The 13177-nt window shown below is 65.7% G+C and carries 13 protein-coding genes; 4 read left to right on the top strand and 9 right to left on the bottom strand.

Annotation, left to right across the window (positions count from 1 at the left end; translation table 11 throughout):
- Positions 1–271: 271 nt before the first annotated feature.
- The 5 genes from ACFXHE_RS41350 to ACFXHE_RS41330 all read right to left on the bottom strand — a co-directional run bounded on the left by ACFXHE_RS41350 (position 272) and on the right by ACFXHE_RS41330 (position 4478).
- Positions 272–1156: a class I SAM-dependent methyltransferase gene (locus ACFXHE_RS41350; RefSeq protein ID WP_379390789.1), complete on the bottom strand. Its 885-nt coding sequence runs from the start codon at positions 1154–1156 to the stop codon at positions 272–274.
- Between the two features lie 262 nt (positions 1157–1418).
- Positions 1419–2531 (bottom strand): transaldolase, encoded by a 1113-nt coding sequence (gene tal / locus ACFXHE_RS41345; RefSeq protein WP_379390769.1) that lies wholly within the window; start codon positions 2529–2531, stop codon positions 1419–1421.
- 172 nt (positions 2532–2703) lie between these two features.
- On the bottom strand, positions 2704–3165 hold the full coding sequence (locus ACFXHE_RS41340; protein ID WP_379390767.1) for a hypothetical protein: 462 nt from the start codon (positions 3163–3165) through the stop codon (positions 2704–2706).
- Between the two features lie 188 nt (positions 3166–3353).
- Positions 3354–3770 (bottom strand): nuclear transport factor 2 family protein, encoded by a 417-nt coding sequence (locus tag ACFXHE_RS41335; RefSeq protein WP_379390766.1) that lies wholly within the window; start codon positions 3768–3770, stop codon positions 3354–3356.
- Between the two features lie 27 nt (positions 3771–3797).
- Positions 3798–4478, bottom strand: a complete 681-nt coding sequence (locus ACFXHE_RS41330) for an SDR family NAD(P)-dependent oxidoreductase (protein ID WP_379390764.1) — start codon at positions 4476–4478, stop codon at positions 3798–3800.
- A 104-nt stretch (positions 4479–4582) separates the two neighbouring features.
- Here ACFXHE_RS41330 and ACFXHE_RS41325 point away from each other — a divergent pair, with 104 nt between their 5' ends.
- Together ACFXHE_RS41325 and ACFXHE_RS41320 are read left to right on the top strand one after the other, a co-directional pair.
- Complete coding sequence (locus ACFXHE_RS41325; protein WP_379390762.1) at positions 4583–5044, top strand: MarR family winged helix-turn-helix transcriptional regulator; 462 nt, start codon at positions 4583–4585, stop codon at positions 5042–5044.
- Between the two features lie 28 nt (positions 5045–5072).
- Positions 5073–5540 (top strand): MarR family winged helix-turn-helix transcriptional regulator, encoded by a 468-nt coding sequence (locus ACFXHE_RS41320; RefSeq protein WP_379390760.1) that lies wholly within the window; start codon positions 5073–5075, stop codon positions 5538–5540.
- On the opposite strand, the gene ACFXHE_RS41315 is transcribed toward ACFXHE_RS41320, so the two are convergent.
- The 4 genes from ACFXHE_RS41315 to ACFXHE_RS41300 all read right to left on the bottom strand — a co-directional run bounded on the left by ACFXHE_RS41315 (position 5537) and on the right by ACFXHE_RS41300 (position 8611).
- Positions 5537–6478, bottom strand: coding sequence for an MBL fold metallo-hydrolase (locus ACFXHE_RS41315; protein WP_379390758.1), 942 nt, complete (start codon positions 6476–6478; stop codon positions 5537–5539). The two genes, ACFXHE_RS41320 and ACFXHE_RS41315, sit on opposite strands and share 4 nt — an antisense overlap.
- 31 nt (positions 6479–6509) lie before the next feature.
- On the bottom strand, positions 6510–6953 hold the full coding sequence (locus ACFXHE_RS41310; protein WP_379390756.1) for a hypothetical protein: 444 nt from the start codon (positions 6951–6953) through the stop codon (positions 6510–6512).
- A 185-nt stretch (positions 6954–7138) separates the two neighbouring features.
- Positions 7139–7474: a hypothetical protein gene (locus tag ACFXHE_RS41305; protein ID WP_379390754.1), complete on the bottom strand. Its 336-nt coding sequence runs from the start codon at positions 7472–7474 to the stop codon at positions 7139–7141.
- Positions 7475–7720: 246 nt separating this feature from the next.
- Positions 7721–8611, bottom strand: a complete 891-nt coding sequence (locus ACFXHE_RS41300) for an alpha/beta fold hydrolase (protein ID WP_379390752.1) — start codon at positions 8609–8611, stop codon at positions 7721–7723.
- Positions 8612–8825: 214 nt separating this feature from the next.
- Here ACFXHE_RS41300 and ACFXHE_RS41295 point away from each other — a divergent pair, with 214 nt between their 5' ends.
- Both ACFXHE_RS41295 and car read left to right on the top strand, forming a co-directional pair.
- The gene (locus ACFXHE_RS41295; RefSeq protein WP_379390750.1) at positions 8826–9089 is read left to right on the top strand and encodes a hypothetical protein; all 264 of its coding nucleotides are present in this window, start codon (positions 8826–8828) and stop codon (positions 9087–9089) included.
- 460 nt (positions 9090–9549) lie between these two features.
- On the top strand, positions 9550–13062 hold the full coding sequence (gene car / locus ACFXHE_RS41290; RefSeq protein ID WP_379390748.1) for a carboxylic acid reductase: 3513 nt from the start codon (positions 9550–9552) through the stop codon (positions 13060–13062).
- Positions 13063–13177: the final 115 nt, after the last annotated feature.

The raw sequence follows: 13177 nt of genomic DNA, 5'->3' as shown, positions 1-13177 counted from the left end.
TTGCCGAACGACTCGCCGAGGCCGGGACCGTGCCAACTTGCACGCGACGCCATGTGCGCCGGGCACGACACGCAGAGTCATGGGTTCGCGGGCCGAGGTCACCCTCACTGAGCGCGCGGTCAGCGTGGGTGCGCAACCGCGGCTGGTTCTGCCGGCGCGGAAGTGTATATGCCGCAGCAGTTCCCAGTGAATTACGCGACGCAACCATTGTTGTGCGGGTTCGACCCTGGCTGCGCTGTCCGAAGCCCGTCCGTGCACCTGAATCGCATGATCACCTGGCACGGCGTGGACCTGCGCCATCACCGACAGCAACCCAGTGGCGGTTGGTCACCGGAAGCATGCGGCCGGTGAAGTGAGCGTTCGACGGCTTGGTGTAGAGCACGGCCGCTTGCCCCCTGGTCGTCGGCAGGAACTTGACAGTGATCGTGGGGTCGGCCGCGCTGCCGAGTGCTATGAACGCCGATGTGCTGTAGGAGCGCAACAAGCTGATGTACGCGTCGTGCAGGACCGGGGCGACCGCGAACGGCGAGGAGCAGGCCATCACGATCAAGATCACGGGGAGGAGGGTGAGCACGGGCACCACTGCCAAGACAATCGCCGGCGGCCTCATCACGTCGATGACGAGGAATCTCCTCCCGACACGGGTGGCTTCGGCGATGGCCCGGTACGCGAGTCCGGGCGGGAGGTGATGCATGGAGGTCGCTAACACGACCAGGTCGTAGCTATGGTCGGGTGCGTCGATGGCGGTCGCGTCGGTGACCCTGGCGGTGGCACGGGGGTGGGCGCCGAGGGGACCTGCTTCGATCGCGGCAACCGATTTCGGGTCCAGGTCGGTCACTGTCACCGTCGCGGTGCGGTGCAGGTCGAGCACCCGTGCCGACAGCTCGCCGTGGCCGGCACCCAATTCGAGCACCCGCGGATTGCGGAGGCCGGCGAGCCGTCCGGCGACCAGCTGCGCGTTGTGGTCGTGGTCACCGAACACGTTGCCGACTCGATCGAGGAACGTCACGATCCTCCGCTTGCGCTGCTCGGGCACGTCGTATCTGTCGAGGTATTCGAGCCTTCCGGTCTGTAGCCGCCGGTCGAGCCAAGACGCATCCGGACCGCCACGAGGCATCGCGGCGACCATCTCGATATCGGGTGGGTATTGAGTCATATCCCTCCGCCTTGTGCCGAATTTTAGTCCTGGTGTACAGCCAGGGCGACCGCGTGGCGGCAGCAGCGTCGTGTAGCCCTGCTCTGTTCTCATCCCTGGATCGCAGGTTCGATCCGCTCCGGATCACTGTCGAGCGCAATCGAAAAGTCTTGTCTGCCTTTCGATCTGGCTGTCGAATCCGTTGTCGTGCAATGCATGTGCGGATTCCGCGCTGGTGAGTCCGGCGCACGCGGTCATGATCGCCGAGAGTGTGGTCGTGCGGTCACCGTCCTGCGGGTGCGGTGAGGGCGTGGGCGAGGTCGGTGCCGAGTTGGTCCCAGCTGGCGTCGAACTTGGCGACGCCGTCGGCTTCCAGGGTCGCGACGACATCGTCGTAGTCGACGCCAACTGCGGCGAGCTCGTCGAGGACCTGCCGGGCGTGCGGGTAGGTGCCGTGGATGCTGTCGGCGGGGAGCGGGCCGTGGTCAGCGACAGCCTGCAGGGTTGCCTCGGGCATGGTGTTGACCACCCCGGCCGCGACGAGTTCCACGACGTAGCGGGTGTCGTCGTAGCGATGGTCTTTCACCCCGGTCGAGGCCCAGAGCGGACGCTGCGGGTGGGCACCGGCCTGCGCCAAAGCCTGCCATCGGTCGCTGGCGAGAGTTTGCTCGTGGATTTGGTAGGCCAGCCGGGCATTGGCGATGGCGGCCTGGCCGCGTAGCGCCGCGGCCTGGTCGGTGCCGAGTTCGTCGAGGCGCTTGTCGACCTCGGTGTCGACGCGCGAGACGAAGAACGACGCGACGGAGTGGATGGCACTGAGGTCTTTACCGCGTGCACGGGCTTGCTCGAGCCCGGTCAGGAAAGCGTCGATCACCTCACGGTAGCGGTACAAGGAGAACATGAGGGTGACGTTGATATCGATGCCGTCGGCCAGGCAGCCGGTGATCGCCGGCAGGCCCTGCTTGGCGGCGGGGATCTTGACGAACAGGTTGGGTCGGTCCACCAGCCACCACAGGGCGTGGGCTTCGGCGACGGTGCGGTCGGTGTCGTGGGCGATACGCGGGTCGACCTCGATCGATACACGCCCGTCCACCCTGCCGGTGGCGTCATACACCGGGCGCAGCACATCGCAGGCCCAGCGCACGTCGTAGCAGGTCAACTCCCGCAGCGCGGCAGCGATACCCACCCGCCGCAGCGCGAGCGCGTGGATTTGGTCGGCGTAGCAGTCGCTGCCGGTAATGGCCTTGGCGAAGATGGTCGGGTTGGTGGTCACACCGACCACGTGCCGGTCACGAACCAGATCGGCGAGGCTGCCGTCGGCGAGGCGTTCGCGGCTGAGGTCGTCGAGCCAGATCGACACCCCGGCCTGGGTCAGCGCGGTCAGCGGATCGGGCATCTCATGTGCTCCTTCCACTCGATGCAGAGTGCGGCTCGGGTCGAATTCCCGCAGACCCAGGGTCGCTGCCGCGGTGCGGTGTTCTCGCTGGTTTCGGGTCTGCGGGCATGACTGGTCGATCGGCTGGAGATCGACTGCCTTGTGAGGGCTGAGGCGCGGAAGACACACACGGTCACCCCGAATAGGGATCGAGGTTGCCATGCGTGCGGTGGTCGGCCCCCTCGGCGGGCTGCAGCCAGCGAGCCGGGACGCGCAGGGGCTCGGGTAAACCCACGGGTCGGTCCTGGTCGTCCACCAATCGTCCGCGCACGCGATATTCGCCACCGGGCAGACCCAGCGCAGTGAGCGCAGTGACCTGCTCGTCGGTCAGCACCACCTCGATGCTCTTGCCTTCGGTGATCGGTCGCCCCTCCACCATGGCCGGACTGCTGGTCGAGTCCACTTCGGTGACGGTGAGCCGGAAACGAGTACCGGTCATCCACCACCACGCCGACGCCGGCGTGCCGGGTTGATCACGGTCGGGACGGCGCCTCGGCGAAATCCGGTGTGGAATCAGCACCGCATAGGTTTGCCCGACCACGACGTCGCGGGCCTGCATGCACTCAGCCTGCGCGTCCGCATCGGTGCTGGTCAAGCCACTGTCGTTGTTTTCGCGCAAGTTCGGGACCCCGATGTTCGGGAGTCATTGCGAGGTTCCTGGTGCAAAACAACGAAGTTCGGATAGCCGTTTCGATGGCTCCGCCGATCGCCCCCGCCCCGCTCGTGACCACCGCGACTCGGTTCCCGTTGGCAGACATCGTCGTACTCCTTCGATCTCTTGGCCTAGCCGAAGGTGACACCGTCGAGTGCCTGGCCGAAGGCCAGGGGGTTCCAGTACTCGCGGTAGCCGGTGATCTGCCCATCGCGGACGGTGACGAAGGTCGCGTAGGCCATGTCGTACTTGTTCCCGTTGGGAATGACCTGTCCCGTGACACTCCATTCGGCAATGACGGTGTCCGGCTGGTTGGTTTCATAGACGGTGACCGAGTTGATCTCGTGGATATCGATGATCGTCGGGTAGTACCGCAGGTACTCGAAGATCGCCTCACGACCGTCGAGCCGCGAGGGCAGATTGTCGGGCGAGAAGGGGAACTCGACCACGACGTCCTCGGCGCAGAGATCCGCCCAAGCCCGCATGTCCTTGGCAAGGAAGGCATCGAGGCTGCGCCGGAAGACGGCGGCGGGAGCGTTGTCGCTCACGGTGTTTCCGTTCGTGTCGCGGGTTGCTCAGAAGCCGTAGGCGGGCAGGATCGCGCCGGAGACCGGAGCTCCGGACTCGGCCACGAGGTGCACCAGCTGGTCGGCGATCTCCTCGGGCTTGGTCGCATGGTCGAGAACCTCCGCCGGGAGGAAGGAACGGTTCGTCGGATTGTCGATGAGTTGCGGCGCTACGGCGTTCACGCGAATCCCCGAGGCCCTCAGCTCATGGTTCAGCACCACGACGAGATGGTTCAGTGCAGCCTTGCTGAGGCTGTAGGCCGCGACACCCGCTTCGGGATCGGTGCCGAAACGCGAGGAGACGAAGGCAATCGACCCGCCGCCCGCCGACTGCATGTGCGGCGCGACCGCCTGCGTCAACCAGAGCGCCGGCCCGAGATTCACGTCCATCATCTGGCGCAGCTGGTCGGGCTTGGTGGACAGGGCATCGCCCATGCCGTACATGCCGATCGTGTTGACGAGCACCGAGGGCACGCCGACCTCCGACACCGCCGTGTCCACGATCTGTTGCGCCGCTTCGGGATCCGCCGCGTCGCCGACGATCCGTACCACCTGCGCCGGAAGCGCTTCCAGGCCTTGGGCATTCCGGTCGGCCCCCGCCACCCGGTAGCCCAGCGCCACCAGCTTCTCGGCAACCACACGGCCCAGCGGGCCTCCCGCGCCGACTACCAACGCCACATGCTCGGTCATCAGATTCTCCTTTCGCCGGGGGATGCCTCCCGCATCCGTCGCCCTGATCCGAGGCTAGAACATATTGCTTGCCCAAGCAAGTACTTTCTCGATACGCTTTCGCCATGACCACGTCCGGCCCGTTGAACGCCGAGGAAGAGCACGTGTGGCGCGCGCTCATGCGGGTGTGCGTCGCTCTACCCCGCGAGTTGCACGGCGACATGTCCCGGGCCGCAGGACTGCTCGTCAACGAGTACGTCACGCTGATGTGCCTGTCCGAGGCGCCGGACCGCCGGCTGCGGATGGCGGCGCTCTCCATGGAGGTCGGGCTTTCCCCCAGTCGGATGACGCGCGTGGTCGACAACCTTCGAATCCGCGGACTGATCGTCAAGCAGACCTGCCGTGAGGACGGCCGCGGCAGTCTGGCCGTGCTGACCGATGCCGGGCTCTCGACGTTGCTGGGGGCGTGGCCCACTCATCTGCGCAGCGTGCGCACCCGCGCGTTCGACCACATCGATCCCGCGGACCTGCCGGCGATGGCCCGCGTGCTCACCGCCATTGCGGCGCAACTCGACCGCGATGTCTGAGTGGGAACGGTTCGAATAGACTTCGCGTGTGTCCGAGCCCCAGCCATTGAACCCCGACGAGGACCTGGTCTGGCGCAACCTGATGCGGGTGTGCACCATTCTTCCCCGCGAATTGCACGCAGACATGAGCCGGGCAGCCGGGTTGCTGGTCAACGAATACATGACCCTGATGGCACTGTCCGAGGCCCCGGACCGCCGCATGCGAATGGCCGCGCTCTCCAGGGAAGCGGGTGTTTCGCCCAGCCGCATGACGCGCGTGGTCGACAACCTGCAAGCACGCGGACTGGTCACCAAGGAAACCAGCAGTGAGGACGGCCGCGGGAACGTGGCCGCCCTGACCGATGCCGGCTTCGCCAAAGTCCGCGAGGCCTGGCCGACCCACCTGCGCAGCGTCCGAGCCCGGGCGTTCGACCATATCGACCCCCGTGATCTCGCGGCGATGGGCCGAGGCCTCAGCGCCATAGCGGAGGGCCTCGGCGCCAGCGCCGACTTCTAGGGATGTACGTCCATGCGGTAGCCGAGGTCGAGCCGCATGGATTCGAGAATGGCCATCGTATTGCTGAAGGTGAAGACGTCCGCCGCGCCCAGCACGTCCACGTACTTCCCGGCGACCCGGGTGGCGGCAATCTCGGAGACCGCGTACAGCCATTCCTTCACCCCGGCCCAAATGTTCTCGCCGTACTTCGCGAAGTAGGGGGTCGGATCCAGCTCGGCCAGTGAACTTTTCGCCTCGTCGACGATGTCGGCGATATAGCGCTGATGGATGCCCAGGTCCTCCCGTGTCCCGAGCCTGCCGAGGTGGCCCGTGATCATCGTCGTCCACTCGTATTCGAAGGCGATATCCGGCGCCGCAATGTAGCCGGGAATGTCCTCGCTGATATTGATGCCGTAGAACGGTACCCACCCCGGCATATTGATGTCGACGAGCATCAGAGCATTGTGGTCCGGGAAGTGGATGAACGAATTGTCGGGCGTGTGATTCCCGCCGTGCCAGGACAATTCGAATCGCTCACCCCCGATCTCGATCATCCTGCGGTCCTGAAAGGCCTCCTCCGGCGCGGGCTTCTTCGGATCGTTGTCGCGCAACAGGAGACGGCGAGTCTCTTCGTGCCCGATCCGCGCGATGTCCTTGCCGAAGATCGAGGACCCGCCCGCGTGGTCGGAGTGGTGGTGGGTATAGACGAGATGGGTGATCTGGCTCGGGGTGCCGATCGCCCGGGTGACTTCGTCGACCGCCCGGCGGATGTTGTGCCCGATGGAGGCCGGAGCGTCGAAGAGCACCACACCGTCGCGCGTCGCCAGGAACGCGGACTGGTAGTCACCGTCGGTGATCCAGTACAGATTCCGCTCGATCAGGCCGACGTAATACCCCTGTTCGTTGACCGCCGGTCCGAACGCGGAGCGGGGGACCGGTGCGTAATCGGGGAGGTTCATGAGCATGTCCTTCTCGGTCGACCGGAGGGAATCAAGGGTGGATCTGGGAGCCGACGCCCTTGTCGAGGCGTAGCGATTGCATGATCATGAATGTGGTTGTGTAAGTGAGTGGTTCGATGTCGGCCGCGGCGAGCACGCCGGTGTATTTCGCCACGACGAAATCGCTCGCCGTCCGGGTCACCTCGTTCAGATAGCCGTTCACCCAGCCCCAGTGGTTCGGCGGGTACTTCGCGAGATACGGTGTCGGATCGACGGATTCGAGCGCCTTGTAGGAGGCGGCGACGACATCGGCGATGTAGGCCTGGTGGAGTTCGACGTCGGCCCGGGTTCCGAGTCGGCCCAGGTGACCGCCGATGAGTTTCGTCCACGAGTATTCGAGCGCCTGGCCGGGCGCATCGATGTAACCCGGCATGTCCTCACTCAGGTTCGAGTTGAAAATCGGCACCCAACCCGGGTTGATCACATCGACCAGCATCAACGCGTCGTGATCCGGGAAGTGGATGAAGATGTTGTCCGGCGTGTGATTCGGGCCGTGATAGGCGAGCTCGACGCGCTCCCCACCGACCTCGAGGGTGTAGGTGTCGCTGAAGGTGTTCTCCGGCGCGGGCCGGGTCGGATCGCCATCGCGCAGCAGCCGACGGCGGGTCTCCTCGTGGCCGATCAGGATCGCGCCGGGGAACAGGCTCGCGGCCCGGCGTGGTCGGCGTGGTGATGCGAGTAGACGAGATGAGTCACCCGATTGGTAGTGCCTTCGATGGCTGTGACCTCGTCGATGGCGCGTTGCAGGTTGTGCCCGATCGTCGGTGGCGCGTCGAAGACGACGACCCCCTCGGCCGTGGCGAGGAACGCGGACAGGTACACGCTGTCGGTGACCCAGAAGAGGTTTCGTTCCACGCGTTCGACGTGGTAGCCCTGCTCGTTGAGTGCCGGTCCGAGAGCGGAATCCGGGAGGGGAGCGTAGTCCGGCAGCTGAGCTGATTCGACCTGTGTGGACATGATTTTTCCTTCGCGACCGGCGCGAACGGCACTCGCGCCATCGGTACGAACGCTAGACGAATCTTGTTGCTTGCGCAAGCAATATCAGACACCTTCGTGGATTCCCAATCGCGTCGGCACCCGGCACCAGGGTGTCTCGGTGGGTGGGGTGAGGGGGTCCGGTGGGTGGGAGAACCAATGGGTAGGTGCGATGAGTCTCGATGCCGCAGTCGCTTTCGCACTCGAAGCGCACCACCCGGTTCTAGTTCAACCTTCGCCGTCGCGTTGCGACGCCCATTCCCGGATCGCGGCGATGATCTGCTCGGGCGCGTCTTCCTGGATGTAGTGGCCCGCGCCCTCCAGGATGACGGTGCGATGCTGGGGAAAGACCCGCTCCCAGCGGCGACGCTCCGGTTCGCGGAACGCCACATCCTTCGTCGGCCACACCAGCAACGCGGGCTTGTTTCCCAGGGCGGGCAGCCCTCGCTCGATCTCGGCGAGAAACGGTCGGCTGCCGAGGATTTCGCGAGGGAACACGTGCATCGGACGCCTCGACTCGGACGTCGGGAACGGCCCACGGTAGGCGTCCATCACCGACTCCGATAGTTTCCGGCGCCGGACACCGAGCGGTATGAGCCTCTCGACGAAGAAGTTTCGACGCAGAATCAGGTAGCTGCCGATCGGACCGCCCAGCGTCCGGGAGAACACCTGCGTTCCCAGGTCCGATTTCGGCCAGGCCCAGGTATTGCCGATCACGAACGCGGCGAACCGATCCGGATGCCGCGTCGCGACCGCGAACCCGATCGGTCCGCCCCAATCCTGCACCATGAGCGTCACGCCCGACAGGTCGAGCTCGGTGACGAATCGCTCGACGACTGTCGCGTGCTCGGCCGGCGTGAAACCGTATTCAGGGCCCGGGCGTGAGAGGCCGAACCCGGGGTAATCCAAAGCGATGCAGCGAAATTGGCCGGCGAGATTGGTGATCAACTCACGGTAGAGAAACGACCAGGTGGGGTTACCGTGCAGAAGTAGCAGGGGTGGACCGATGCCTTCGTCGACGTAATGGACGCGAGCGCCGGCCAGGTCGAGATAGCGGTGCTCGAAGGGGTATGAGTCTCGGGGCACCCAGGACGGAATTGCCGGTGTGTCTTCGGACATGTCGACCTCCTCGGGCGAAGCATACGGAGTAGCTGCTGCGGATCGCATTCGCGAAACACCTACCCGACCGGACCGATCACCATCGAACGGACTGCAAGCTGAGAACCCGCCGCCGCAAACAGGCTTTTATGACCGACAGCGGTGGGTTCCCGACGAAATAGCTTCAGTCCGGCTGAACCCACGGGAAACGGCCGCCTCAGCGCTGGAAGCCGCGGTGACCAAGCTTTTCTACGATGTCATAGAGCAGAGGCTCAGTATTCAGGAGCGGCAGCAGCTCCGGACCTGGGCGAGAGTAATCTTCGAGCAATTCATCAGCGCGATCCGCTACGAATTGCAACTTCCTCGAGTCGAAGCGAGCTTCTTCTCCTGCACCACGGAGCCAGTGGATCCGCCGGCTCCGACAAGCTGGCTGTCTGCGGCCATCGCCTCCGGCCAGTTACCAGAGGCACCTCTGACGGGAATCGAACCTGCGACCTAGGGATTTTAACAAAGTGCCGTTGCTCGACATCACGGGCTGCTGTCAAGAGCCATCGAAAAGACTTGTACGCCTAGAGATTTGGCCGCCAACGGTTAACTGTTCGCAGCTGAACGCAATCTCGAAAGACGCCGGCGGGCGGTGGATTCAGTGGGAGATCGTTGGGTCTCGTCCGGTCCGGGGTGCCGTCGTAAGCATGGAGCCTTGCGTAACTGACCCACAGAGTGCGTCGGCGAACCGCGCCTTGATGCTTGCGATGCCCAGGTGGCGGGCGGTGACGCCGACCGAGTGCGGCGTCGCCACGTACCCGCGATTGCGTCGATTACCACAAGGTCGCGATGTCGCCGCATATTCGCCCAGTCCACCGTGATCGTGGCGTGCGCCGGAGGCACGGAACTAGACTTCAAATTTGCCAGACGTTTTCTCTAGTTGTAGTCCGTCGAACGACCCAGGGAGACCGGCCATGGCGACGCATACGTGGGAAACCGAACAGCAGCACCGCATCGACCAGGTCTTCACCGACCAGCAGGTGCGCGATGCCATGCCGTCGGAGGAGGTCATCGCCGCCGCCGCGCGGCCCGGCCTGCGACTGGCCCAGATGGTCGACACCGTCGCGGCCGGGTATGCCGACAGGCCGGCCTTGGGCATGCGCGGTACCGAACTCGGCACCGACGCTGCCGGGCGCCGGGTCCGTCGGCTGTTGCCGCGCTTCGACACCATCACCTACCGGGAATTGTGGTCGCGGGTGGGCGCGCTGGCCGCCGCATGGCACCGAGACCCGCAGCATCCGGTGCGTGCCGGTGACTTCGTCGCGATCCTCGGGTTCACCAGCCCCGACTACATCACCGTCGACTTCGCCTGCACCCGGCAGGGCGCGGTATCGGTGCCACTGCAGGTGAGCGCGACGCCCGCGCAGTGGGCGGCGATCCTCGCCGAGACCTCCCCGCGGGTGCTCGCCAGCAGCCTGGAGATGCTCGACGGGGCCGTGGACGCGGTGCTCGCCGGGACCGCCACCCCGCAGCAACTGCTGGTCTTCGACTACCACCCGGAGGACGACAGCGACCGTGCCGCCATGGAGGACGCCCGCCACCGCCTGGCGCAGGCCGACAGTCCCATCGTGTTGGCCGAGCTGAATACCGTGCTCGACCGAGGCAGCAGCCTGTCTCCCGCCCCGTTGTTCGTGCCCGCCGCCGGCGAGAATCCGCTGTCCATGCTCATCTATACCTCCGGCAGCACCGGCACCCCGAAGGGCGCGATGTACACCGAGGAGATGCTGGCCGCGATGTGGCGTACCCGCTACGGAACCGATGGCATTTCGCTGCCCGCGATCGAACTCAACTACATGCCACAGAGCCACCTGGCGGGGCGGATGCAGGTGGTCAGCACGCTGATGCGTGGTGGCACCGCGTATTTCACCGCCGGCAGCCACATGTCCACCCTGTTCGACGATTTCGCGCTGGTGCGGCCCACCGAGGTGTCCTTCGTGCCGCGGGTGTGCGATCTGGTATTCCAGGAGTTCGTCAGCGAGGTGGAACAGCGCGTCGCGGACGGCGCCGACCGCACCACCGCCGAGCGTGAGGTGCGAATCGACCTGCGGGAGCGGCAGTTCGGTGGCCGCGTGCTGGCGATGAGCTGCGGGACCGCGCCGCTGTCCGCGGAGACGCGGGTCTTCATCGAGTCCGTGTTCGAACTGCCGCTGCACGACGGGTACGGTTCCACCGAGGCCGGAGGCATCATGCGGGACAACCACATTCACCGGCCCCAGGTGCTGGACTACAAGCTCGCCGACGTGCCCGAACTCGGCTATCACCACGACGACCGGCCGCATCCGCGCGGCGAGTTGCTGGTGAAGACGATGACGATGTTCCCCGGGTACTACAAGCGGCCCGAGCTCAGCGCGGAGATGTTCGACGCCGATGGCTTCTACCACACCGGCGACATCATGGCCGAGATCAGCCCCGACGAACTGGTGTATGTGGACCGGCGGAACAACGTGCTGAAGCTCTCGCAGGGCGAATTCGTCGCCGTGTCCCAGCTGGAGGCCGTATACGCGATCAGCGCGCTGGTCCGGCAGATCTACGTGTACGGCTCCAGCGAGCGCGCCTACGTGCTCGCGGTGGTGGTGCCCACCGACGAGGCGCTGCATGCGCATCCGGACGATCTGAAGGCCGCCGTCCTGCAGTCGCTGCAGAAGATCGCGCAGAATGCCGGGCTGGCCTCCTACGAGATACCGCGCGACATCATCATCGAGACGCACCCGTTCACCCGCGCCGAAGGGCTACTGTCCGGTGTCGGAAAACTGTTGCGGCCCAAGCTGAAGCAGCGCTACGGGGAGCGGCTGGAGGAACTCTACCGGGAGCTGGAGCGGCAGCAGACCGACGAATTGACCGCGTTGCGAAGCGGTATCGGTGACCGGCCGGTGCCGGAGATCGTGCACCGGGCGGTGCGGGCGCTACTGGGCTGCGCCGACGCCGATATCCGGCCCGACTCGCACTTCGGCGATCTCGGCGGCGATTCGCTGTCGGCACTGTCGCTGTCCAACCTGCTGCAGGAGATCTTCGGGATACAGGTGCCCGTCGGCGTGATCGTCAGTCCCGCGGTCGATCTGCAACAGCTGGCCGGATACATCGAGGAGGAGCAGGTTACCGCGGGACGGCGCGCGACCGCGGTCTCGGTGCACGGCACCGGCGATCGGATCCGCGCTGCCGACCTCACACTGGAGAAATTCATCGACGCCGGCACTCTGGAGGCCGCGCCCGCGTTGCCGGCGGCCGCCACGACGCCGCGGACCGTGCTGCTCACCGGCGCCAACGGATACCTGGGCCGGTTCCTGTGCCTGCGTTGGCTGGAGCGGCTGGACGCCGTCGACGGCGCCCTGATCTGCATCATCCGCGGCAAGGACGCGGACGCGGCGCGCGCGCGGCTGGACGCGGTGTTCGACTCGGGCGATCCGGCGCTGTTGCGGCACTACCAGGAGCTGTCCGAACGCCGGCTGCAGGTGCTACCCGGCGATATCGGCTACCCGAATCTCGGTCTGACGGAAAAGGATTGGCAGCGGCTGGCGGACACCGCCGACATGGTCGTGCATCCCGCCGCGTTGGTGAACCACGTGCTGCCCTACGACCAGCTGTTCGGCGCCAACGTCGTCGGCACCGCGGAGGTGATCCGGCTGGCCCTCACCGGCAAGCGCAAGCCGGTCACGTACCTGTCCTCGGTGGCAGTGGCCGGCCAGGTGCCGCCCGGGAGGTTCGCCGAGGACGGCGACATCCGCGAGATGAGCCCGGAGCGGATACTCGACAACAGCTACGCCAACGGCTACGGCAACAGCAAGTGGGCCGGCGAGGTGCTACTACGCGACGCGCAGGAGCGGTTCGGGCTGCCGGTGGCGGTGTTCCGTTCCGACATGATCCTCGCGCACAGCTATTACGCCGGGCAGCTCAACGTGACCGACATGTTCACCCGGCTGCTCCTCAGCATCCTGGTGACCGGCATGGCGCCGAAGTCGTTCTACCGCACCGACTCCGGCGGCCATCGGCAGCGGTCGCACTACGACGGCCTGCCCGCAGATTTCACCGCCGAGGCGATCGTCACCCTCGGCGGCCGCGCCACCAGCGGCTATCAGAGCTTCGACGTCCTGAACCCCTACGACGACGGCATTTCCCTGGACCAGTTCGTCGACTGGCTCATCGACGAGGGCCACCCTGTCCAGCGCTTCGACGACTACGGCGAATGGCTGTCCCGCTTCGAGAGCGCCCTGCTGGCCCTACCTCAGCAGCAGCGCCAGCAATCCGTCCTCCCGCTTCTGGACGCCTACCGCACCCCCGCCGAACCCACCCGAGGCTCCGTCCTCCCCGCCGACCTCTTCCGAGTCGCCGTGCAGCAGGCCCATCTCGGCCCCGACGCCGACATTCCCCACCTTTCCCCCGCCCTTGTCCACAAGTACGTCGACGACCTGCACCTGCTGAAGCTCCTCTGACCCAGCAGAGGACCGGTCGGGGGACTGTAAAAACAACGGTGTAACTCCGAATCAAGGAGTGGCACTTGATGTCTGATACGACAACGATCGATGTGACCGATACTGCTGCGGTGGG

The sequence above is a fragment of the Nocardia sp. NPDC059229 genome, from assembly GCF_042754165.1.
Lineage (GTDB): Bacteria > Actinomycetota > Actinomycetes > Mycobacteriales > Mycobacteriaceae > Nocardia.
The sequence above is the reverse complement of the archived record's forward strand: the minus strand, read 5'-3'. Positions and strand labels throughout refer to the sequence as shown.